This window comes from Brevibacillus sp. AG, assembly GCF_028369215.1.
GTDB classification, from domain to species: domain Bacteria; phylum Bacillota; class Bacilli; order Brevibacillales; family Brevibacillaceae; genus Brevibacillus; species Brevibacillus porteri.
The window spans coordinates 456,036-478,278 of record NZ_JAQMYO010000006.1 but is presented as its reverse complement, the minus strand read 5'-3'; the positions used below and the strand labels follow the sequence as shown (position 1 = coordinate 478,278).

At 47.7% G+C, this 22,243-nt stretch carries 21 protein-coding genes; 6 read left to right on the top strand and 15 right to left on the bottom strand.

Annotated elements, in window-relative coordinates; all coding sequences use genetic code 11:
- Positions 1-33: 33 nt before the first annotated feature.
- From cydC to POF51_RS18590, 6 genes are all read right to left on the bottom strand, one after another.
- Complete coding sequence (gene cydC / locus POF51_RS18615) at positions 34-1,791, bottom strand: thiol reductant ABC exporter subunit CydC (RefSeq protein ID WP_069848343.1); 1,758 nt, start codon at positions 1,789-1,791, stop codon at positions 34-36.
- Positions 1,788-3,533 (bottom strand): thiol reductant ABC exporter subunit CydD, encoded by a 1,746-nt coding sequence (cydD, locus tag POF51_RS18610; protein WP_069848345.1) that lies wholly within the window; start codon positions 3,531-3,533, stop codon positions 1,788-1,790. Before cydD ends, cydC begins: the two co-directional genes overlap by 4 nt.
- A complete protein-coding gene (gene cydB, locus POF51_RS18605; RefSeq protein WP_271755879.1) occupies positions 3,533-4,546 on the bottom strand; it encodes a cytochrome d ubiquinol oxidase subunit II in 1,014 nt (337 codons plus the stop codon). The genes cydD and cydB overlap by 1 nt, the downstream gene beginning before the upstream one ends.
- Positions 4,536-5,951: a cytochrome ubiquinol oxidase subunit I gene (locus tag POF51_RS18600; RefSeq protein ID WP_069848350.1), complete on the bottom strand. Its 1,416-nt coding sequence runs from the start codon at positions 5,949-5,951 to the stop codon at positions 4,536-4,538. Before POF51_RS18600 ends, cydB begins: the two co-directional genes overlap by 11 nt.
- Positions 5,952-6,419: 468 nt before the next feature.
- Positions 6,420-7,175 (bottom strand): hypothetical protein, encoded by a 756-nt coding sequence (locus POF51_RS18595; RefSeq protein ID WP_069848352.1) that lies wholly within the window; start codon positions 7,173-7,175, stop codon positions 6,420-6,422.
- Positions 7,165-7,743, bottom strand: coding sequence for a sigma-70 family RNA polymerase sigma factor (locus tag POF51_RS18590; RefSeq protein ID WP_069849110.1), 579 nt, complete (start codon positions 7,741-7,743; stop codon positions 7,165-7,167). Before POF51_RS18590 ends, POF51_RS18595 begins: the two co-directional genes overlap by 11 nt.
- Positions 7,744-7,877: 134 nt before the next feature.
- Between POF51_RS18590 and POF51_RS18585 the strand changes: the two genes are divergently transcribed.
- Positions 7,878-8,273 carry a hypothetical protein gene (locus POF51_RS18585; protein ID WP_069848355.1) on the top strand — a complete coding sequence of 132 codons (396 nt, stop codon included), beginning with the start codon at positions 7,878-7,880 and terminating at the stop codon, positions 8,271-8,273.
- 152 nt (positions 8,274-8,425) lie between these two features.
- Here POF51_RS18585 and POF51_RS18580 read toward each other — a convergent pair whose 3' ends face one another.
- From POF51_RS18580 to POF51_RS18565, 4 genes are all read right to left on the bottom strand, one after another.
- A complete protein-coding gene (locus POF51_RS18580) occupies positions 8,426-9,301 on the bottom strand; it encodes a pentapeptide repeat-containing protein (protein ID WP_069848357.1) in 876 nt (291 codons plus the stop codon).
- 63 nt (positions 9,302-9,364) lie between these two features.
- The gene (gene spoIIP / locus POF51_RS18575; RefSeq protein WP_069848359.1) at positions 9,365-11,122 is read right to left on the bottom strand and encodes a stage II sporulation protein P; all 1,758 of its coding nucleotides are present in this window, start codon (positions 11,120-11,122) and stop codon (positions 9,365-9,367) included.
- A gap of 233 nt (positions 11,123-11,355) precedes the next feature.
- Positions 11,356-12,300: a GNAT family N-acetyltransferase gene (locus POF51_RS18570; protein WP_271755876.1), complete on the bottom strand. Its 945-nt coding sequence runs from the start codon at positions 12,298-12,300 to the stop codon at positions 11,356-11,358.
- Positions 12,301-12,680: 380 nt separating this feature from the next.
- Positions 12,681-12,890, bottom strand: coding sequence for a hypothetical protein (locus tag POF51_RS18565; protein ID WP_271755875.1), 210 nt, complete (start codon positions 12,888-12,890; stop codon positions 12,681-12,683).
- Positions 12,891-13,057: 167 nt separating this feature from the next.
- Between POF51_RS18565 and POF51_RS18560 the strand changes: the two genes are divergently transcribed.
- Complete coding sequence (locus POF51_RS18560; RefSeq protein WP_069848366.1) at positions 13,058-13,576, top strand: acyl-CoA thioesterase; 519 nt, start codon at positions 13,058-13,060, stop codon at positions 13,574-13,576.
- Positions 13,577-13,768: 192 nt separating this feature from the next.
- On the opposite strand, the gene POF51_RS18555 is transcribed toward POF51_RS18560, so the two are convergent.
- On the bottom strand, positions 13,769-14,098 hold the full coding sequence (locus POF51_RS18555) for a GNAT family N-acetyltransferase (protein WP_271755874.1): 330 nt from the start codon (positions 14,096-14,098) through the stop codon (positions 13,769-13,771).
- Positions 14,099-14,140: 42 nt separating this feature from the next.
- Between POF51_RS18555 and POF51_RS18550 the strand changes: the two genes are divergently transcribed.
- A complete protein-coding gene (locus POF51_RS18550) occupies positions 14,141-14,323 on the top strand; it encodes a hypothetical protein (protein ID WP_271755873.1) in 183 nt (60 codons plus the stop codon).
- Positions 14,324-14,373: 50 nt separating this feature from the next.
- On the opposite strand, the gene POF51_RS18545 is transcribed toward POF51_RS18550, so the two are convergent.
- Positions 14,374-17,286 carry a WG repeat-containing protein gene (locus tag POF51_RS18545; RefSeq protein ID WP_271755872.1) on the bottom strand — a complete coding sequence of 971 codons (2,913 nt, stop codon included), beginning with the start codon at positions 17,284-17,286 and terminating at the stop codon, positions 14,374-14,376.
- A gap of 202 nt (positions 17,287-17,488) precedes the next feature.
- Between POF51_RS18545 and POF51_RS18540 the strand changes: the two genes are divergently transcribed.
- On the top strand, positions 17,489-18,550 hold the full coding sequence (locus tag POF51_RS18540) for an AI-2E family transporter (RefSeq protein WP_069848372.1): 1,062 nt from the start codon (positions 17,489-17,491) through the stop codon (positions 18,548-18,550).
- A gap of 50 nt (positions 18,551-18,600) precedes the next feature.
- Here the strand turns inward: POF51_RS18540 and POF51_RS18535 are convergent, their stop codons facing one another.
- Positions 18,601-19,485, bottom strand: coding sequence for an NAD(P)-dependent oxidoreductase (locus POF51_RS18535; RefSeq protein WP_069848374.1), 885 nt, complete (start codon positions 19,483-19,485; stop codon positions 18,601-18,603).
- Between the two features lie 191 nt (positions 19,486-19,676).
- Between POF51_RS18535 and POF51_RS18530 the strand changes: the two genes are divergently transcribed.
- Positions 19,677-20,375, top strand: a complete 699-nt coding sequence (locus POF51_RS18530) for a cyclic nucleotide-binding domain-containing protein (RefSeq protein WP_069848376.1) — start codon at positions 19,677-19,679, stop codon at positions 20,373-20,375.
- Positions 20,376-20,398: 23 nt separating this feature from the next.
- Positions 20,399-20,827 (top strand): DMT family transporter, encoded by a 429-nt coding sequence (locus POF51_RS18525; protein WP_069848378.1) that lies wholly within the window; start codon positions 20,399-20,401, stop codon positions 20,825-20,827.
- 25 nt (positions 20,828-20,852) lie between these two features.
- On the opposite strand, the gene POF51_RS18520 is transcribed toward POF51_RS18525, so the two are convergent.
- Together POF51_RS18520 and POF51_RS18515 are read right to left on the bottom strand one after the other, a co-directional pair.
- Positions 20,853-21,965, bottom strand: coding sequence for an aminopeptidase (locus POF51_RS18520; RefSeq protein WP_069848381.1), 1,113 nt, complete (start codon positions 21,963-21,965; stop codon positions 20,853-20,855).
- Positions 21,966-22,071: 106 nt separating this feature from the next.
- Entirely contained in the window at positions 22,072-22,239 is a 168-nt protein-coding gene (locus tag POF51_RS18515) for a response regulator transcription factor (protein WP_334312668.1), read from the bottom strand.
- Between the last annotated feature and the right edge of the window lie 4 nt (positions 22,240-22,243).

Genomic DNA, 22,243 nt, shown 5'->3' with positions numbered 1-22,243 from the left:
TATCCCGCTCCGGAACAGCCTGTCTTCCTCTTCTTATATTTCCATCACAGACGCCAACGGACAGTCCAATGTATACAGGTTGCGATACCTTGGATTGTCCTGATACAACTGCTCATGTGTCCCTCGCATCGAGATGACTCCCTGCTCCATAAAAATGACCTCGTCCATTTGCTCTACACCGCTCAAGTGGTGAGTCACCCAAATTAATGTTTTCTCGTGCAAGACACGGAAAATCGTTGTCATGAGATCGCGTTCAGTCAACGGATCTAATCCCACCGTCGGCTCATCAAGGAGAACAATCGGCTTGTTTTGCAACAAAATCCGGGCAAGGGCTATACGCTGCCTTTCTCCGCCAGAGAAGCGCAAACCGGTTTCCTGCATCCGTGTTTGATAACCGTCCGGTAGGGATTCAATCAGCTGATCCAGACCGACTTGAGCTGTCACAGCACGCACTTCTTCATCGGACGCATCGGGTCGTCCAAGCCGGATGTTATTGGCTACGGTTGTGTCAAACAAATACGGCTGCTGATTCAACACGGAAAACAAACAAGCAGAATCCTCTTCTGATTGGACAGGCTGCCCATTTACTGTCACCTGACCTGCTTCCGGCTGTATGGCACCTCGAATCAAGTTCAGTATCGTCGATTTACCAGCTCCGCTGCGACCGAGCAACGCGATTTTCCCTCCTTGAGCCACCTCAAAAGACACGTCCTGCACACTCCAACCGCTGGCTTGTGGGTAGCGAAAATGAACATGATCGAGCTTCAAACTGCCCCCTGCTTGATCAGCCACCTTTTCCTTCTGCGCCTCCACACTGGCTGGACGACCGCCCTCGATCTCCCGAAGCCGCCCCAGAGACTCCTTGTATTCTGGCATTCGCACAACAGCGTCAGAAATACGGGCAAACGCATCCATCAACGGAAATGCGACCAGCCCTATCGCAGCAATCAACGTAGCAGGTATCTGATTCGCAGCGGCAAGTCCGCCCGCCCAGATGACCAGTAAGACAATGGCTCCACCGATTGCACACTGCGACATCCACTGGACTCGCCATTCTCCGCGTCGAATGGAGTTTTCGATCTGGGCAGCTGACTTTTGCCGTCTTGTAAACAACTGGAGAAACTGCTGTGTACGACCACTGAGAATCCAGTCACTCATGCCAAAAACAGCATCAGTCAGCTCCCGATATGCTGCCTGTCTCTCCTGCTTGAACCGACGACTCTTTGCAATGGATGACCACAAGACTACTGCGGGTGCAACAAACAGCAGAAACCCACAGTACAACGCCATCAGCAGCGCGAACATCCCGTCCATTCTTCCCAGTGCCACAATACCTGCCCCGTAGAGGAGAACCGCCGATACAGCAGGCAGCACAAAGCGCAGATAGACATTTTGTAGTTGCTCGATGTCATCCGCAAGTACACCAAGCAGATCTCCCGTACGAAAACGAGTGCGGAGGAGCTGTGCTTGCGGCTCGATGGCCTGGTACAAACGCACACGCATACGCGATAACACACGCAAAGCTGCATCGTGTCCAACCAAACGCTCCAGGTATTGAATGACTGCTTTGCTAAAGCCAAAAGCCCGGACAAGTACAATGGGAACATAGACCATTAAGACGTTTTCAGGCTTGAGTGCGGAGCGAGAGATCAGATACCCGGACGTATAAAGCAAAGCGCCCGCACATGCCACTGCCAAGGTTCCCAGCAAAGCCGCTACGGCAAACTGCCAGAAAAATTGGCGAAAGTATGGAAGAAACCACCCCTGATTGCCTTCTCGCGCTTCCTTCATCCTTTCTCCCCCTTGGCACCAGCTGTCAACAACCGATAAAATACGCTTTTTTGTGCAACGAGCTGTTCATAGGTACCCGCTTCCACCAGTCGTCCCTGGTCGATTACCCAAATCCAATCCATGTCTCGCATCCAATGCAAACGATGTGTGGCCAAAAATACACGCCTGTCCCCCAACACCGACAACATGGTCTGTTTTAGCTCCCATTCCGTTTCAATATCTAAGTGAGCGGTCGGCTCGTCGAGCAAAATCACTGGTCGGTTGCCAAGCAGCGCACGTCCCAATGCAACCCGCTGTGCCTGTCCGCCGCTTAACGTGCGGCCCCCTTCGCCAATGATTTCGTCACAGCCATTTGGCAAGCTGTCCACCAGCTCTGCAAGACCGACATCACGAATCACCTGCTCCACCTGTTCCTGCGTCGCTTCCGGCTCATAGAAGCGAATGTTATCCGCCAACGATTGATTGAATAAATACGGATGCTGTGGGATGTAAGCGATTTGCCGTTGCCACTCCTGCTTCGCATCCCCCGTAATGTGTTGCCCATCTACTTGTATCACACCAGCTTCGGGATCAGAAAATCCGCCTAGCACTCCGAGAAGGGTTGATTTTCCAGCCCCGCTCGCTCCAACAATGCCCACTCTTCTCATGTTGCTGCCCAATTCCCCAGATATCTCACCCAGTAGCTGTCTGCCATCCTCACCGACGACACGAATATGGGACAAAGTAATCGTCCCATCCCATCCGCCTGTCAGAGACGTCTGGCTATTCGTTGCTTGTGTTTCCTCCTTATGTTCATCTGTAGCGGCACTATCTATAATGGTACGAATAGTCCCCAAAGCTTCCTTGCCATCCAATGAGGCGTGGTAGTCCGATCCCAGCATCCTTACTGGCAAAAAGTATTCCGGTGCAAGAATCAGTATGACCAATGCCGTTTCAAACCCAAAGTTTCCTTCAATCAGCCGCAACCCAAGACCGACCGCCACAAATGCAACCGACAGCATGCTGAAGAAGTCGAGTGCCAATGATGACAAGAACGCGACGCGCAACGTACGCATCGTAGCAGATCGATATTGATCGCTCACTCTACCGACGGTCTCCCCATGGTCATTGCTGCGTCCCAAAAACCGGAGCGTCGCAAGCCCGCGAAGCGAATCGGTGAAGTGATGGGATAGCATTCGATACGAGCGCCATTGTTTGTCTGCTTGTTTACGCGCCGCCAGACCGAGTACGATAAAAAATCCGATGAGAACAGGCATCGTTACCGTCAGGATCAGTCCAGAAATCACATCTTGCATGTAGACAAATGCCAGAAGCGGAAACGTAACAAAAACCATATCTAGCGTACGTGGAACAGACAACTCCAGGTAAGTACGTACACGCTCTACACCTTCCAGGACAAGCGTAACAAGCTTTCCGCTTCCTTCACTGGCGGCAAAACGTGGACCACGCTCGAACAATCGGGATAGAACTCGCCCTTGCAAAGACTCACTAGAAGCTTCAGCAAAACGGCCAGCGACTTTCTTTTGCAGCCAAACGATGGTATGACGAGCGGCTATCGTGACCAAAAACAGTGCAAGCGGCTGATACGCCATCTGAACCGCTTGACCTTCAAACAAGATTGCGATCGACTTCGCCAAAAGCAGTGCCTGACCGATAATCGCCGCACTTTGTAGGAGGGAAAGACCGGCTAGCAGCAGCATAACCGGTCGGATTCCTTGTAATCGGAACAATTCCTTGTCCATTAGTACTCCAAATGATCCTTTTCAGTGACTCGTTTGTGGAAAACGAAGTAGCTCCAAGCCTGATAGGCTAGCACAAACGGTAAAAGCACTGCTGCAACAATGGTCATTGCTTTTAACGTGTATGGACTCGAAGCTGCATTATAGAGGGTCAAATCAAACGCGCTATCAATCGTGCTGACCATCACCCGTGGGAACAAACCGATAAACATCGAGACGAACGTCAACAGGATCATCGTACCTGTCATCCCGAAAGCCCATCCTTCCCTGCCTTGTCTCAAGTAGTGACGAGCCAGTACAAAAGCGACAATACCCAAGAGTACAGCTGCGGTCAACAAAACACCCTGACGCTCAAACAGATCGGTTACCATGAATGTCCACCCTACAAGCACCGCCATGAGAACCGCTTGCATTGGCAACAGCTTTGCCGCCAGTACACGTGATTTTTCACGCAACTCGCCTACCGTGCGCAGCGAGATGAAGTTCAGGCCGTGCAGCAAGCATAGTCCTGTAACTGTCACTCCTGCCCACAACGAGTAACCATTCACAATGTCAGAGAAGCCCGCAGTCATTTCCATATTCTGATCAATCGGCACACCTTTCACCAGGCTGGCAAAGATCATACCGAACAACATCGGCGGTACAAAGCTTCCAATCAGAATCGCTGCGTCCCACGTCTTTTTCCAAGCCTCACCTTTCCCTTTGCCTCTAAATTCAAATGCTACCCCGCGTCCAATCAACGCAAGCAGAATCAGCGTAAGCACGAGATAATACCCGCTAAACATCGTGGAATACCACTCGGGAAACGCTGCGAACATCGCACCAGCGGCTGTAATCAGCCAAACTTCATTGGCATCCCAGAACGGGCCAATCGTATTGATCAAAACCCGGGTTTGCAAATCATTTCGTGATAGCAGGCGCGTCGCCATGCCTACACCAAAGTCGAAGCCTTCGAGAAAGAAAAATCCGGTAAACAGAACGGCAATGAGCAGGAACCACAGTTCATTAAGCTCCATAACGTTCACTCCTTACACGATCAAATGGATCCTGAAGCTGTAAATCCTTTACTTCCTCATGACTATCCATATCCGGTCCTTTTTTCGCCACACGAGCAAACAGATAAGCCAAGAGGCAAAGCAGGATTAGATAAATCGTCGTGAAGGCGATAAGAGAGAACCATACCGCTCCTGTACTAATGCTTGGCGAAACCGAATCTTCAACACGCAGTAGCCCGAATACCGTCCACGGCTGACGACCTACCTCCGTCATGATCCACCCAGCTGAGTTTGCGATGAACGGTAGTGAGATACCCGCAACCATCAACTGCATGAACCGCTTGTTTGGCTGTTCCAGCTTTTTGCGGAAGGTCAGGTATGCCCCGTACAAAGCCAGCAAAATCATTGCACTACCGCCTGCTACCATGATGCGGAAGCTCCAGAAAGTCGTCCGAACTGGTGGAATGTAGTTTCCTGGACCGTAGGTTTTCTCATACTCTGCCTGCAATTCCAACATGCCCGGTACAGAACCTGAAAGTGAGTTGTACGTCAGGACGCTAAGCAAGTAAGGAATTTTTATTTCAAAACCGTTTTCTTGTTTTTCTGGATCAATCGTTGCAAAAACCGTCCAAGGAGCTGGGTCTGAGCTTGTTTCCCACAGCCCTTCACTCGCTGCCATTTTCATCGGTTGGGTAGCAACCAAATACTGTGCCTGACCATGACCGAATTGAGCAATAGCAAGTGAGGAGATCAATGCTACCACGATCGAAATTTTGAAAGATTGCACAAAGAATGTAACGTCTTGTTTTTTCAACAGCTTCCAAGCACTGATACCTGCTACCAAGAAGGCACCTGTCGCAAATGCCGCAAAAATGGTATGCGGAAATTCATATAGTAATTGTCCATTGGTAAGGAGCGCGAAGAAATCGACCATCTCTGCACGTCCGTTATTGATAGCGAAGCCGACTGGCTGCTGCATGAACGAGTTGGCTGCCAGAATCCAAAGAGCCGAAAGAATCGTTCCGATGGATACGAGCCAAATACATGCGAGATGCACACCTTTGGACAAACGATCCCAACCAAACACCCATAGTCCAATAAAAGTCGATTCGAGGAAGAATGCTAAGAGGGCCTCAATCGCTAGCGGTGTTCCAAATACGTCGCCGACGAATCGTGAGAAATCAGACCAGTTCATCCCAAATTGGAACTCCTGCATAATCCCTGTCACGATCCCGACAGCAAAATTTATGAGTAAAAAGGTTCCCCAAAACTTGGCCATTTTTTTATACAAGTCATTCTTTTTTACCACATACATCGTTTCCATAATGGCTACTAATAATGACAGCCCGATGGAAATCGGCACAAAAACAAAATGAAAGATAGTTGTTATCGCAAATTGAAGTCGTCCCAAATCCACTATATCCATGTACAAGATCCCTTTCTCTTCGCGTTTTGGCCTTTATGTACCGGAATTATACCAGTGGGGAAACCCGCATTTATTACGACTTTGTGAAAAATATCACAAATATATGTGAAAAAATTCACAAATGATTCTCTCTCTTGTAACCCCCTTTGCGCATTCATCTTCGTGAGAGAGTTTTTTGTTTGTTTTACCCTGTATGTTTCCGGTCATGTATAATTGTAGCAGGACTTTTGACCCTAGAGGGTGTCCGATTCGTTACATGATTTTTAACAGTCTGTGACTGTTTAGGATTTTTCCTTGATTTTAGCTAGACTTATGCGCCTCTACTTATTTTGATAAATGTGTAATTTATTCACTTTCTTTTAAAATATATCGAAAGTTATCGTATGTAGAAAAGATGGACCCTTCTACGGGTCCATCTTTCCCCTATTCAGTTAACAAAGCCCCAAGAGAAAATGCGCTAACAACCGCTTATTTTTTGGCGGATTTCGTTGACAAGGATTCGATGATGTTGCCGATGGTCGCAGCATCAAAGCTCTTCTCTGCCATCTGGTACAGCTCGTACGTGAATCCTTCATGCTCCCAAATCACGATCCCGTTGGCGAAATAAACCTTTTTCCCGCCGATTGTTTCGATCTTGACACCCTCTGTCGTGCTGATGCCGTTTTCGCCACCGTTTGAAATCAACAAGGAAAGAAACTCTTCCTCTTTTTTATACTGAATTTCTACCATACCCTCGCCATGAACAACCGTGTTTACATAGGAATAATGCTCTGACAGCCATGTCGGTGCGGGAAAGTCCATTTTGCTAGCTGCACGTGCTTCTTCCAATGTTAGCTGTGGGGGGGCTTTGCGTTCTGCACGTGTCTCGTTTCCTTCGGTATTGGACTGTGTAGCAGGCAGCTCTTTATCATATTGGGTAATTTCCATGTTTCCCACCTGAAAGCGTGCCAGGATCGTCTGGAGCATTCCTTGGGCAAATGATGTAGTCGAGAATGCACCTAAAAGGCAAACAACAGCAACAGCACTAACTGTGGCAGCTTTCCATTTATTCGTTTTCATATAGATCCCGTCCTTTTTGCTATCATTTGGTTGTATGTTTCCTGATTCCAATTTGAATTTCAGCCGATTGTATATGTTGGCTTTTGGAGTGGTGTCATCCAGCTCCAGATCAGTAAGCAAGTCGGTGAGTTCACGAAAATCGTCTAGATCATGCTTACTCTTCATAGTGGAAGCCCCCTCTTTGCAATTCTTTTTGTAGCTTTTTTAGGCATCTGTAGAGCACGACGCCGATATTTGAACCGCTGACACCAAGCAGGTCTGCTATTTCCGCGTTTTTTAGTCCAGCCGCATATTTCATGGCGATGATATTGCGTTCTTTGTCACTCAGCTTCGCCAGTGCTTGAAATAACGCTTGATGATTGTCGCCCTTGATCACAATTTCTTCCGGAGATGACTTCGGCAGGACCATATCCAGAATAGAATCCAGTGAAAAACTCATTCTTTTTTTCTGTGAGCGGAAGTAATCTGTCACTGCGTTTCTGGCGATTGCAAACAACCAGACTTCAAAGTTTGATTTAGCAGGTGAATAACTGCTGTATTTAGAAATAACAACTTCAAACACATGGCTACATATTTCTTCTGCTGCATAGTGATTGTTGATCCGATAGCAAATATATTTGTAGACGCGCTTGTAATACTCACCGTAAATTTGGGCAAACGTTTCGGTCGACATGCTTTCTGTTTGCCTATCGTTTTCTTCGTTTTGGCAGATGCCTGTGTTCACTTGGGCCATTTCCAACTACTTCCCCTCCCTTCTAAATGGAATGAACAAATTGCGCAATTTGTTTGGTTGTGAGACTCACGCTAGTTAATACGGAAAAAGCTGAAATGTATTAACAATATTTTTCTAAGATCGGAGGAAATGACATGTGGATACCGTATGAAGAAATAAGGAAGCACCACCCTGATTTTCGAGTAAAGTATCGATTTTACTCTGAAAATGAAGGCGGGAGAAAAGCAACACCGTTTCAAGGATATCGAAGTGATTTTTCTTACGATGGAGATGACATAAGAATAACTGGAATATTTGCCATACATCCTGAATTTGAGGATGCTAACGGAAAGATCATTTTAGATAGTGGTAGCCCTGTTCCTTTAGAAGGAACTGCACGCATGTGGATTCTTTTCCCTCACATGCGTAAAGAGGTGCACACTAAAAGAGTTGAGCTTGGGGTGATCGGATATTTCATGGAAGGTCCGAAAAGGGTAGCGGTAGTCGAAGTAATCGAAATCGTTGGGTTGCATTCAAATCCAAACTTGTAAAAATGCATCTGGACTTGGGGATAATCAAATGACTGGATTCCTAGAAATCGCCAGCGCCATGTTTTTCTTCAATTTATCGGGCAATTCTAGTTCCCTCTCTTTTACTAGCAAAAAGCAGGTTGTCAACGAATGACATCCTGCTTTTTACATCTTCATGCTTTGCATATATCCCAGTGCGGTGGGCGCGTGAACGAAGGTGGCAACTTGGTGCTTGCATCGCCCTTCGCCCCGTTGAGCTGAACCTGCGTGAGAAACAACGTCTCCGTCAAGTTCGCTCCGCTCACATCTGTATCGCGAAAATCTGCACCAATGAGATCAGCGCCCCGCAAATCTGCTCCTCTCAGATCAGCAGCAATCAAATAAGCGCCGCGCAAATAGGCTCCTCGTAAATCAGCGCCTTTGAGCTTGGCACCGATGAGATCAGCGCCTCGGCCATAGGTTTTTCCTTGCTTACCCGCTTTGTATTTGGTAACCGCGTCCTTACGTACCAATTCACTTGTCTGCAATAATAGTTCGTTAACTTTTGCTCGATGAAAAGCGATGTCCAGCTTCAGGATGTCCTCAGGACTGTGATCCGTCAGGCGTTGTGTCTCCTCCAACGCTTCCTTCAATGTAGGATGGAGGGACTGGGCAGCTTGCTTGGTCAACGCCTCCGTTATATACCAGAGTAGCTCATGCAGCTGCCACATGATCGGAAATACTTCGTACATTTGCTTCGCTGATCCGGGTTCTTTACGCCAATCTTGGCCGCTATAAGTGACTTGAGACACCTTTTGACCAGCTCCAAAACAATCGTAGACAGTACAACCGCGAAAGCCTATCTTCCTCAGCTTTGTGTGAACACCACACCGGAAGTCTGCCTGTAAGTTACTACAGGGCTTGCCTGCGTCTTTATTGATAGCAAAGTCAGAGGAAGCAGCAAAAGGCAATGCCACACAGCACAAGCCAAAGCAGCTTTCACAGTCACCTTGAAGATGACCCCTACTGTTATCGTCAGTCGCGTGTATGTGTTCTTGATGCGTAGCCATAAAATTATCCTCCTGGAAAAAAACACGATTCTCTCGCTCCTGGCGAAAAGAATCGTGCTACTTTTAGTTAAATGCGATTTGAGATTCGATCAGGTAATTCCCGAAGACTTCAGCAAAGGCTTCTGCTGTATTATAGCCTTCTTCCAAGGTGTTGTTCGTACCACCGAATTCCAAAAGCAGGGCTCCCTCTGAAATCGACTGATTGTACACCCCGTTCCCTTGATTTGAACCTTTCAGGATAATCCCTCGCGACAAACCGGGATAAGAAGCTTCCAGACGGGCGTTCAGCTCTTCCGCCAGCTTTTTGTTCGCCAGATGGTTCGGATTCGCTGTTCCAATTACAAACAGCATCCGGGAATAGGTTTTGCCATTAATCGTGATCGCTACCTTGCTGCGTGGCTCATCACTATCCCGATGAATATCGAAAATGTACTGCAAGTGCGGACTGGTTGCAGCCGCTGCCGCTACCGCCTTGTACGACTCGGAATAAGACATCGAGTAGCTTTTATTTTGTTCCCTCAATCTCTGAGCGAAATCGTCCTGGCTCGCCATTGCCGAAATGCCTCTTGCTTGCAACAGCTCGCCCAGCCTTTTCCCAACAAGCGTGATGTTGATCTCAGGATCATCTACCGAGCTCCCTTGTTGGTTCCGTGCAACATTTCGCCAAGACTCACGGTTATGGGTGTGATAGATATACACTTTCTCGTTTCCAATCATCCCATTGTTGTACTCGTACGTTGCTCCTGTCGGTGGCAGAGTACCGGCTGGTTGAATCTTCTCTACGATCCACCCCGCGATATAGGCGGTCGAATTGTCTGCCAGCCTGATGATGTACCAGTCTCCTACTGTTTGCACAACCGGGAATACTTGTCCAGGTTGAACGGTTCCGATGATTGCATGATCGGTTGAGGGGCCGTTGCGGATGTTAGAATCCGGATTTTTGACGCGAATCTGTAGTTCTTGTACAGCGGGAGGCGTTGTTGCTGGCAAAGTCGCTGGTGCCCCCGGTGTTGGATTCGGCAGTGGCTGTACTGCCCCAGTCTGTTCCATTGGTTTGAAGATATAGGCATAGGTCCCGTTAAAGTTAATGGTGTACCAACCATTTGCATATCCGTAATGATTGATTGTCATCCCGCCATGAATTTGACCAATGACGGTACCTAGAATATCTGGCTGTGCATAAACTTCATAGCCTTCCGTTAATACGATTGTCCCTTGTCCGAATTCACTTCCCGTATTGGATGGGAGTACAGGAGGGGGCGGTGCTGGAAATGTTGTCGGGTCTGGGATTGGTGTTGGCACTGGTACCGGAGTAGGCGCTGGTACCGGGGCTGTTTTCGGTGCTGGTGCCGTTGTCTCCGTCAAGTAACTGACTTTCACCCAGCCGTTCTTTTGATCAGACAGCTTAATTTGTGCCCATTCCCCTTGCTTTCTCATTTGCAAAAACACACCGTTTTTATCGATGATCTGCAAAATTTGTGCAGTGGCATTTGGTTCTGCCCGAACATTCAGCATGTCCACATTGCTTTTGACATATTTGATCTGTGGAACTTCTATCATCTTCACATACTTATTATTGACCCATCCGGTATTGCCGTTCGGTAGCTTTACCTGAGTCCAATCTTTTTGCTGTTTGGTGATTGGCAACCGCGTGGCTTTTTTGAGTGTTGCGACGATCTGGGTAGTCGTACCTGGCTCGCTTCGAATATTTAACTGATCGACCGCCACGTCTACATGGGTGGCCGCTCGCGCAATGGACAGAGGCATCAGCAAAATCAGGAAGAAAACAGCTAGCAAGCTGACATTTACTCGTAAAAGCAAGTTCCTCGTTCCCCTCTGTTTTTTTCGTATTTTTGGAAAGTCTAGCTAATAGAAAGAACTTCTCGATTCGTCCGCATATTCCTTCATGTTTTGACATCTTTTGCTGTCAAAACAGCAATAACTTCACGATCATTCTATCTCCTGAAAATAGTGACGTTTTTGCTAGAAAAAAGTTACAGAAAAAAGGATGAAGCGACAAGCTTCACCCTTTTTCTTTCTCCTCTATTTCCTTCCTACCATTTCGCTGCCCAAGCTTCTATCTCCACTTTGAGAGAAGGGACTGCCAATGCTGGGACGTAAGACATCGTCATCGCTGGTGGTGTCCCCCCGTGAAACTTCTCCCACACCTGATTAAAATGCTTCCAATCCATTTGCTCGGTTGCCCATATATTGATTTTGATGATATGGTCCGCAGTTACTGACTCACTTTCAAAATTGCGCAGGATGTTCTGTAGCGTGTTTTCTACTTGTTCTTTTATATCTGTCGGCAACTCTCCATGAAGGTCCATTCCTACTTGCCCAGAAAGTATGAGCAAATCGGCTCCTTTTGGAACGACCGTCAGATGTGTATAGGGTCCCATAGGCGGAGCAACTGTACTAGGATTTTTGCGGTGAACCTTGGGCTTCACCTGGTCGGTTTGTTCTTCTTTGACGATCGCCAGTGTTTGATGATCTTCCCACCGACCATTGATTTTCACGTTTTTCTTGGCAATCCCTTCCTTGTGAAAACCAGCTTTTAGCAGCACCTTGATCGAGCCTATATTATGCGGCATCACTCCTGCTTCCAAGCGGTGAAGACCTAGCGTCTCGAAGGCATAGTCAACGACGAGTTTTACCGCTTCGGTCATGTAGCCTTTTCCATTATGCTCTTTATCCAGGAAGTAGCCGATCCAGCAGCTTTGCAGATTCTCTCTTACAACCTCTGAAAGGATGACTTCCCCAATGATTTCATCCTGTCCTTTTTCTGCAATGACAAAGACGTACCCTCTATCTTCTTCTTTTAAAGCCATCGAGCTCTTGATCCTGTCGATTTGTCCTTCCAGCGTGTAAAACGCCTCTTCTCTCGTCCCTGTGAAGTTTTGAAAGAAGTCTCTGTTTCTCCCTTCAAGCGCCAAGAGGCTCTGTGCATCCGATTCCTGTACCAGTCTTACGTAAATGTTCTCTCCGTTTCCTTGCATACAATCCATCTCCCTTTTTCGAAATAAAAAAAACACCACAGGAAATCCTGCGGTGCCCTAAAAAGAAAACCACAGGAAGCGACCTGTGGCGTTTTTCCACTGTATCCTGATGAATCCCACTACATCAAAGGATGGTCGCTATATCCGTTTTTGGACATACTTCTCCCGTGATTTAGCCAGATCAAAGAAAACAGCGGTGGAGTATCCAATTCCTTTTGGCAAAGACAGTAATGATCTTTTTTTCATGTGGATACCCTCCTTTCCGCTGTTTTTACGTGCATACCTTTTCGATATAGAGACGGTCGTAGCAACAACCGTTACATTATTATCCATGAACTACTCCACAAGTATAGAGGCAAATGACGTTCGTGGCAACAGCATTAGCGTCTCTTTTTCCCATTTCGACAAAGCATATACACATTCGCAATAGAGGTCATTACAAGTAGACCCAACAGGATGTTTGTGACAATCAATGTGTTCGTCAAATGCTGAATGGGTGCCTGAATAACAGATAGAAGACTCATCAGCTTGTTCGGAATATCATTGATCGAGGCGATAAGATTATTGAAATACTGCACATAATCCCCCAAACCGAAAAACCTCCTCTCGCATACCTTATCCCGTCCATAGCCTTTGATAAAATTCGCCGCCTTACTCCAACGAAGAGGAATAGATCCATTTTTTTGTGGAACAATGAAAAGGAGAGAAGATTGTCATCATTCATAATCCGATTGCAAGAAAGAAGGGAGCTACCTTTATGACGATTCAACGTTTTGTTCGGGAGTCGCGCACGTTCAAAGCAAGCCATGTGCTGCCCCCGGATACGAACAATCACAATACGCTGTTCGGCGGCAGGCTGATGGCGCATATCGACGATGTTGCTGCGATCTCTGCCATGAAGCATGCCCGGGGACCAGTTGTTACCGCTTCTACTGATTCCGTCGACTTTTTGCAGCCGATCCGAGTGGACAATGAGGTTGCACTCGAAGCCTTCGTCACATGGACGCATAACACGTCGATGGAGGTCTTTGTCAAAATTGTCGCAGAGGATTTGCTAACAGGCGTTCGGACAGTCTGTGCTACGTCGTTTCTCACGTTTGTGGCGATTGGCGAGGATGGACGGCCGACACCCGTTCCCAAGGTCGTTCCAGAAACAGAAGAGGAAAAATTCTTGCATGATGGTGCTGAAAAGCGAGCGGAGAAACGGAAAGTTCGTCGCAAGGACAATAAGCATCTCGCGGATATGCTCGGAACGAGACGTCCGTGGGAACCGTGATTGGACACCCTATAACGCCAAAAAGTCCCCTTGCCTTTTTGTAGGCTGGGGACTTTTTGCTGTTTCTATCTTACTCTTTGGACGCCCAAGCGAAAGTGGAGAAAGTCATCTGGTGTTTCCAGCCCCATGTCATAGGGCGCGAATCCATTTTTCAACAACACTTTTTGCGAGGAGATGTTATCCGTTGTAGTTTTAGCACAGATGGTTTTGACAGCCAATTGGGGAACGAGCAGTATCCTCCCCGACTCGATAACCGAGATGTCCGATTCCTTCGTCTTTCTCGATGTCTACCAAATTCATTCTGCCCAAGATGTCACCCTGGCTGTTTTTTATGAGGCCAAAAAACGAGATTCCTTGCGCCTGCTCGTCGAGCAAGGCTTGCAGACCACGTAAAAAATGGTCATATTGGTAGTAAGCGTCTCCCCGACTGGGAACCGATTTTTCAAAAAAAGTGCGATTGCACACTTCAAATTGAAACAAGCTGGCTGCATCTTGTATGCTCAATTTTTCAATAGAAATCATGATGGGTAGGTATCCTTTCTTGAATAGAGGTGGAATTTTCATATGACTGTTGCTTATCTAGAAGAAGGTACGTTTATCGCCTTTATTGCCTTTACGATATTTTTCTTTGTCGCTTACAAGCTCGATCAGATTTCGTTTGTCTCGTTCATTGTCTCCTTGGCGGTCACGGCTTGCGTTCACGCTTCCTTTTACGTGCTAATTGTAAAATATTGGCCGTTTTTTTAATAGCACAAAAAAGGCGCAGGATGAACATCCGCGCCTGTACGTTTATCTACTCACAGCTTCGCTTCGTAGGCCGCAAGCAATTGAGCCGCTTGCTTGTTGTACTGGTTGACCAAGCCTTGAATGGCTTTTTGCCACTCAGCTTGCGGGAGCGGCACTGACAATTGATTGGCTGGCTTGCCGTTTACGATCAGAGTTGTTGTTAGTATTTGCTGTTGTGCGTCACTGAGTGAAGCCGTCGTTAACGTCTTTGGCTTGAGCACTTTTTTTCCTTTCAGGGAACGCATGAGCTCGGTCATCAGGATGTGCTGATACTCCGTGTACAAATCCATTGTCATGTAGTAGCTCATTCCCTCTCGCACCGGCACAATTCCCCGCTTCTGTGCCCACTCCATCACCTGTGGCGTCTTCATCGCTTGACTCGTTTTGCCTGTCGCCATGAAATAAGCCACTCGGAACATATCTTCGTCGCTCATGACAGAACGATTCTCATCGGCTTTGATGATACCCTTGGACACCAGATCTGAAAGTACCGCTTGCTTGCCAGCATCCTTCGGCAGATTCAAATAAAGCGCCAGATTGGCAAAAAATTTGCTCTCGCTGTTGCCACCAGCTGGCCAGCTATACGGTTTGCCGAAATCGATCAGCTCAAGCGGGCGATATCGCATCACATCCGAGTAGGCCGAAAACGCTTGGAACGTAATCGGACTATAGGAGACCACTGGTTTTTTCGTCAGGAATCTTGTCGCAAACAACTCTTGCCCACCTTGACTGAGATAACCGAACTGGTCTTTCGTTGTGAATACATAAGGCGTCTGATCGTCTGCCTTACTCCACATTTGTGAGAATACTTTGTTCGTTGGCAAAATCGCCTCATATTTGGCCGCTGTCAGCACCTTGCCTTCCAGTGACATGAGGCCATACAATCCCGTCTTCTTGTCCTGGTAGGCAATGACACCCGTCTTACGATCCGGTAAGGGCAAATACTTCATGGACTGATAATCGCCTGTGCTTAGGCGGAGCAACTGCGGTGAATATACATCCCATCCTGTACTTGATTGAATCAATACCCGATCAAAATCAGATTCCCTGTGAAAACCTTTCACGCTAGTGAGCTTGTTTGTGAGCTGGTTCCCTTCTTGCACCCATACATCCAGTGTACCGTCCAAACGTGCTGTCACTGCGATCTTTTGATTTTGTACCATCGCTTCGTCTGCATCCCGATACACAAAATCGCTCACGACCTGAAGCTGCCCGCCATCGGCCTTGATCATCGCCATTTCGGTATTCCCCGCTCTCACACCCATGGTGTATACGGAGTCAGCAACTTTAATCAAAGTGAGAGGCGGTCCGTCGTTGCCTGACTTCCACACCGCGACTTTGATCTCCGTCGTCAACAGCTTGCCCTCAGGGGTATAAAGATCCGCCCAATCGTGATCCATCGCAACGATGAGATTGGTATCGGAATCCATGTAGACAGATTGGTAGAGCTTGCTGATTGGTTGGTTCGTCTTGCGGTCCACGATCATAACGCCTTTTCCCGGCTGATACGCTGTCATCAAATCATCGGACAACGGATTTGGATTGACAGCTTCTATTTGTTTCCCTCCGATGCTGTATCGCAGCACCTTTCCACCCGGCTCCGTCACCAGAACCTCGCCCGTTACTTCCTCGTGGCGAATGATTCGATTCTCAACCGGAGACAGGACCAAGCCTTCATCTTCAGAATAAAGCCCGATTTTGTTTCCGTCTTTGATGCTAAGCATGCTGTAGCTGCCCAATGTCACATACGAGTCGAACCAGAAATCAGGCTCCTTGACTTCTTTTCCCCAGGCTGGGAGGATCGCTTTTTTGCCGTCGCTACGGACGAGCAAGCGTGCAGCTGGCGGACCTTCTACCCGTGGATAAGCAAAGGGGATGACCGTCTCTCCCCCGACTTGGAGGACACCGTACAGATTTGTTTTCGGGTCCTGTCCCAGCACATAGCTGCCATGCAAAAACTGGGCACCTTTTTTCAATGGATGCGACGTACCTTTGGACCTGGAGTGATACGTGATGACATCTCCAGAAACCGTGCAATACATATCCGGATTGTTATGCTCGAACCCGACTTCTTTGTAAATGGGCTCTGCCAGTATCCGTCCGTCTTTCCACAGCCCTTGTCCCTTGGGTCCGATCACCTGAAAGTATCCATTGTTCCAAATATAGATCGCATTGTATTTCGGCTCGAGTACGTACTTGCCATTACGATCGATCAAGCCTTCTTTTCCACCGGATCGCACCTTGAGATACGCAGTGTCAGAACCGCCTTCGTTCGGAATCAGTTCTGCTTTTGCCAGCGCGAACAGTTTTTTGCCGGAAGCAGGATCGTACATGATGAGCTCTTTTGGAGTAGTCGCGACGAAATACCTCTTTTTCTCCGCCTCTTTATTTTCCGTCTGATCAGGAGCAACGAGTTCAACCATCGACAGCTTGCCCGCAAATGGCGGAATCAGGACCTTTCCATCTGTATGAATCAGCATCGATGATTTTCCCAGCAGCATAATCGCCGTCCCTTGCTCTGGGGCCAAATAATACGGATGGGCTCCGGCAAACTTCATGGTCGACAGCTTATGCGTCTTCAAGTCGATATATTGGAACCAGCCGCCTTTTTGAACAATCGCGATATTTTTGGCATCGGGAATGTCAATGTTATCCCAAATCGCAGGGGTTATTTCTTTCCCGGTTCGCGCATCGAGAATTCCTTTTTTACCGCCCTTTGTTACGATCATGTCTTTGGAAAATAGCTCAAAATCATCATAAATGGCCTGTGTGACCAGCTTGTTACCGTCCGTAAAACCAATCTTGTAGTCTGTTAGATACGGCTGAATCTGGGAAAACGTAGCAGCATGGACAGAAGAAGTCCACGCACTTGTCCCGAGTACGACAGCCGTAACCAGACTGATGGTTTTCGTTTTTATGTTCATACGTGATAGGCCCCCTTGGCAAACATTCCCTCCCTTTGACGCTTCGTAGGGTGAAATAGTTTCGTTGCCCTTTTTCAAACAACTGGAACCTTTTCTTTCCCTCCACTCGCTTTTAAGCGTGCTATAATTGTTCACACCGACGCAGTATAATCATCGTATACGGATGGGAGTGCTTATAACAGCACTTGGAAAGGATGTTCCCATGAATTTCTTTGCTGCCGCCTTGCAAAAGCCGGATGTAAGACGATTTGGGATTTTGGCGTTGTTTTGTTTGTTGCTTTACTCCTTGGGAAGTATGCTGAACATGGTTTTGCTTACCTTTTTAGTTACCTATTTAATGAATCGGCTGCATCAATATCTTACACGTCTCACACACAAAGTCGTGCCGATCCATCCCAAGCTGATTCTTATTTTCCTCTATATGTTGCTGACGTTCTTTCTCGTAGTGGGTGGGATGAAAGCCATTCCGGCGCTTATTCATCAAACCGGACAATTGTTCCATGTCATCGAGCAAGTGTACCACCAAAATCAGCACAATGAGTTTGCCCCTTATCTTATGTCTGTTGTTGGGAAGCTAGATATGAAGGGCATCGTTCAAGGCAGCCTTGATTTTCTCGCAGTGGTCAGAAACGTTGGGTTCAATGTCTTTCTGGCGATTATTCTGAGTCTGTTTTTCCTGCTCGGCAAAGACAATGTCGTTACGTTTACCGCTCAATTTCGAACGAGCAAATTATCCTGGCTGTACAACGAAATCGCCTACTTCAGCCAAAAATTCATCCTGACCTTTGGTAAAGTAATCGAAACACAGCTGTTGATTGCCTTATTCAATACAACCTTCACCGTTATCGGTCTATGGATCATGGGCTTTCCGAATCTATTGGGACTCGCGATTATGGTCTTCATACTGGGGCTCATTCCGGTTGCAGGTGTCGCCATTTCATTGATTCCACTCAGTGCCATCGCTTTTAGCGTCGGTGGTATCGCAACCGTTATTTATTTGCTCGTTTTCATCATGTTGATTCATGCGCTTGAGGCATATGTGTTGAATCCTCGCTTGATGGCAACGAAGACTCACTTGCCGATTTTCTACACGTTTGTCGTCCTGATCTTTTCCGAGCATTTCTTTGGTGTATGGGGGCTGATTGTCGGGATTCCGTCCTTTGTTTTCTTGCTGGACATCTTAGAAGTGAAGAAAATGGAACAACCTTCGTCCAAAAATAAATCCACTCCAAAAGATGTACGAGATGTACAAGTCAACACGTGACAGATGGACATAGAGAAGGAGCCCCTCGTGAGAAGGGCTCCTTTTTGCCTTTACTTGCCTTCAAACCATTTGATCAAAGCTTGTGTGCCACTATCAGCCTCACCGTTTGCTGCCAGTTCTTCATAGAGCGATTTGGAGAGCGCGAGTCCTGGTGTCATCAGCCCCATCTCCTCCGCTGCTTCCAATGCAATGCCCATGTCCTTGATAAAATGTTTGACGTAAAAGCCAGGTGCGAAGTTGCCCGCGATCATCCGCGGTGCCAGATTCGACAGCGACCAGCTACCTGCGGCACCCGCTCCAATGCTCGTCAGCACTTTCTCCGGGTCCAGACCTGCTTTTTTCGCATACGCGATCGCTTCACACACACCGATCATGTTCGTGGCAATACAAATTTGGTTGCACATTTTCGTATGCTGACCTGCACCTGGTCCGCCCTGCAAGACGACGTTTGTCCCCATGATCGTAAACACAGGCTCCATCGCATCAAATACTTCCTGATCGCCGCCAACCATGATAGTCAGTCGCGCTTCCCGTGCCCCCACATCTCCACCAGAGACAGGCGCATCCAGGGAATACAGCTCGTGTTTTTTGGCTTCCTCATAAATATGTTTCGCCAGCGACGGCTTCGATGTCGTCATATCGATCAAATAAGTGCCTGGCTTCGCATTTGCCACAATTCCGTCCACGCCGAGATACACTTCCTCGACATCAGATGGGTAGCCGACCATTGTGATGATGACGTTTGCCTCTTTTGCCAGCTCACTGACCTGTTCCTTCCAGATTGCACCGGCTGCCAGCAAATCTGCCGCTTTTTCCTTTGTACGCGTGTACACCAGCACTGTATATCCTGCTTGCAGAAAATGAGTTGCCATGCTTTTCCCCATGACACCCGTTCCTACAAATCCAATGATTCTTTCACTTACAGGCAAAGTCATGTGAACCACTCCTTCGTTTCTCTCTTTCCTATTATCTCGACAATTGTACTTCTCGAATCTATCCGAAAATTCCTGCTACGCGTCTTCTGTGTTTAAATAGAAAAAAGGACATATGTCCTTTTTTTTCGCGCGTAAATACCTTTTACTAAAGGGGGTATAGCCTGCAAGCAAACAAGCAGGAGGCTTGATACATGAAAGAACTTCACGACCGCACCCTTTTGCATACGCTGGTGCAAAATAGTCCCTTGCCCGATATTTTTGATGCCATTACCCTCCATGAAATGCGCCTGTATCAGGCTGAGAAGGGTGACATCCTCTGTTCGAAGGGCGATCAGCTTCACCACATGTACTTCATTCTGAAGGGAAAAATCAAAATTTTCACGACGCTTCCTAACGGAAAATCTTTGTTGCTGCGCTTTAACAATCCACTCGCGATTATTGGAGATGTCGAGTATGTCACACAATGCGAGGTCCGCAATACGGTTGAGTTTGTCCATCGCAGTCTCGTGGTCAGTCTCCCTTTTAAAGTTTTGCAGGAAAACTACCAGAACCACCCGCCTTTTTTGCAATTCATTCTGCATAAAATCAGTCACAAGCTGCATACATCATCGAACTCAACCAGCCTGAACCTGTTGTATCCCGTTGAAAATCGCTTTGCCAGCTATATGCTCTCTACGCTGTCCAGCGACACAGGGTCGACTGCTTCCGAGGAGCTAAAGACGGCGAAGCTGACGGAGGTAGCCGAGCTGTTGGGTACCAGCTACCGACATCTAAACCGGGTCATCCGCAATCTTTGCGCAGCTTCCGTGATCGAACGCAAAAAAGGCGCACTGATTATCAAGGATCGAGAAAAAATCAGTGAGCTTGCGAGCGGAAACATCTATGAGTAATCAACCATATAGGAGGTCATATTGTGCAAGGCATTCTCTTTTCGTTACTCGCTGGCGTTTTTATATGTCTGCAAAGCGTGTTCAATGCGCAAGCCAGTACAAAGCTCGGACTGTGGCAAACCAATGCGATTGTTCACGCCGTAGGCTTTCTTGTATCATTCGCAATCTTTCTCTACGTTCGTGATGGCGATTGGAAAAGCATTGGGGAAGTCAACAAGGTGTATTTGCTTGGAGGCGTTTTCGGAGCGCTCATCGTCTTTAGTGTGATGAAAGGCATTACGGCCATCGGCCCTGCCTATGCTGTATCGGTTCTGCTCATTTCACAATTGCTCGTCGCTCTCCTCATTGATTCTCTCGGCCTGTTCGGCGTACAAAAGGTTCCGATCACCTTGAACAAGATCATCGGAATCGGCATCATGATCGCAGGCGTAGTAGTTTTCAAATTCAAATAAAAAAGGAGGGCATTATCGCCCTCCCCTACAGAATCAATTGCTCCGGATTCAGCCCCAGCAGAGCCTCATGCACAAACCTTCCGTCTTTTCGAATCAGCACATCGTCAAACCATATTTCGCCGCCACCGTATTCCGGACGCTGAATGCAGATCAGGTCCCAGTGAATCGCGCTGCGGTTGCCATTATCCGCCTGATCATAGGCACGGCCCGGTGTGAGATGGAAGCTGCCAGCGATTTTTTCATCAAACAAAGTATCGCCCATCGGGTGCAAAATGTACGGGTTAAACGCAATGGCGAATTCACCGATGTAGCGTGCACCTTCATCCGTGTCCAATATTTCCGTTAGCTTGTCCGCATGGTTAGCGTACGCCTCGACAATCTTTCCTTCCCGAAAAGTAAACCGGATGTTTTCAAACGTCGTACCTTTGAAATTGCTGGGCGTATTGTAGCTGATCGTCCCGTGAATCGAGTCACGCACGGGAGATGTATACACTTCGCCATCGGGTATGTTGCGTTTGCCTACCGCTGTCCGCGTCCCAATCCCTTTGATCGAAAACGTCAGGTCTGTCCCTGGTCCGACGATGCGCACCTTGTCCGTTTTGTCCATGAGGTCGTACAACGGCTGGCACGCTTCGGCCATCTTTCGATAATCGAGTGCACATACGTTGAAATAAAAATCCTCAAACGCTTCTGTCGTCATGTTGGCCTTTTGAGCAAGGGCCGAGGTCGGGAAATTAATGCGCAGTCCTGTAATTTGATTGTCGACATGATGGAAAATGGAATCATACGCTTCTGCGTACAGACGGTACTTCTCCTGCGGAACATCCTTCATCTCACTGTCATTTGTCTCGCCATGAATTCCGATATAGCCTTGTATGCCAAACCACATGTCCTTTTCCCACTGAACGGTCTCGGCAAGCTGCTCTTCGGTTATTCCTTTCAACCATTCCCGCTGGACCTTTGGCCGGACAAAGCGCAGGTGGGGATACGCCCCCTTCGCATACAACCGCTTCACCAATTCCATGGCCAGCGGCTCCCCTTCATCCACGACCATGATCATAATATGCTGTTTGGCTTGCACATCCAAGCTGTACGAAATTAAGTTGTCTGCTATTTTTCCTAGTCTTTCATCTCTCATCGCGCACGCGTCCTTTCCAGATTGTGATTGCTCTTCCAGCATAACGCGCGTTTGTCAGAGGAATATCATCGGAAAAATCGTGACAGGAGCCAACCAAAGTTAGGGCTCACGTAAAAAAGCCGAACTGACTCGCGAGCATAATGGCATGTGTCCGGTTTTTGGCACCGAGCTTGCTGAATAATTGGTTATTGTATCCTTTGACGGTACCAATTGATATTTGATATTGCAGGGCGATCTCCTGATTCGTATACCCCGCTTTGATCATGTGAAGCATCTCC

Coding starts and splice junctions, on each gene's coding strand:
- cydC (WP_069848343.1), bottom strand. CDS start 1,791: ATGAAGGAAGCGCGAGAAGGCAATCAGGGGTGGTTTCTTCCATACTTT.
- cydD (WP_069848345.1), bottom strand. CDS start 3,533: ATGGACAAGGAATTGTTCCGATTACAAGGAATCCGACCGGTTATGCTG.
- cydB (WP_271755879.1), bottom strand. CDS start 4,546: ATGGAGCTTAATGAACTGTGGTTCCTGCTCATTGCCGTTCTGTTTACC.
- POF51_RS18600 (WP_069848350.1), bottom strand. CDS start 5,951: ATGGATATAGTGGATTTGGGACGACTTCAATTTGCGATAACAACTATC.
- POF51_RS18595 (WP_069848352.1), bottom strand. CDS start 7,175: ATGAAGAGTAAGCATGATCTAGACGATTTTCGTGAACTCACCGACTTG.
- POF51_RS18590 (WP_069849110.1), bottom strand. CDS start 7,743: ATGGCCCAAGTGAACACAGGCATCTGCCAAAACGAAGAAAACGATAGG.
- POF51_RS18585 (WP_069848355.1), top strand. CDS start 7,878: ATGTGGATACCGTATGAAGAAATAAGGAAGCACCACCCTGATTTTCGA.
- POF51_RS18580 (WP_069848357.1), bottom strand. CDS start 9,301: ATGGCTACGCATCAAGAACACATACACGCGACTGACGATAACAGTAGG.
- POF51_RS18570 (WP_271755876.1), bottom strand. CDS start 12,300: ATGCAAGGAAACGGAGAGAACATTTACGTAAGACTGGTACAGGAATCG.
- POF51_RS18560 (WP_069848366.1), top strand. CDS start 13,058: ATGACGATTCAACGTTTTGTTCGGGAGTCGCGCACGTTCAAAGCAAGC.
- POF51_RS18555 (WP_271755874.1), bottom strand. CDS start 14,098: ATGATTTCTATTGAAAAATTGAGCATACAAGATGCAGCCAGCTTGTTT.
- POF51_RS18550 (WP_271755873.1), top strand. CDS start 14,141: ATGACTGTTGCTTATCTAGAAGAAGGTACGTTTATCGCCTTTATTGCC.
- POF51_RS18545 (WP_271755872.1), bottom strand. CDS start 17,286: ATGAACATAAAAACGAAAACCATCAGTCTGGTTACGGCTGTCGTACTC.
- POF51_RS18540 (WP_069848372.1), top strand. CDS start 17,489: ATGAATTTCTTTGCTGCCGCCTTGCAAAAGCCGGATGTAAGACGATTT.
- POF51_RS18535 (WP_069848374.1), bottom strand. CDS start 19,485: ATGACTTTGCCTGTAAGTGAAAGAATCATTGGATTTGTAGGAACGGGT.
- POF51_RS18530 (WP_069848376.1), top strand. CDS start 19,677: ATGAAAGAACTTCACGACCGCACCCTTTTGCATACGCTGGTGCAAAAT.
- POF51_RS18520 (WP_069848381.1), bottom strand. CDS start 21,965: ATGAGAGATGAAAGACTAGGAAAAATAGCAGACAACTTAATTTCGTAC.
- POF51_RS18515 (WP_334312668.1), bottom strand. CDS start 22,239: ATGCTTCACATGATCAAAGCGGGGTATACGAATCAGGAGATCGCCCTG.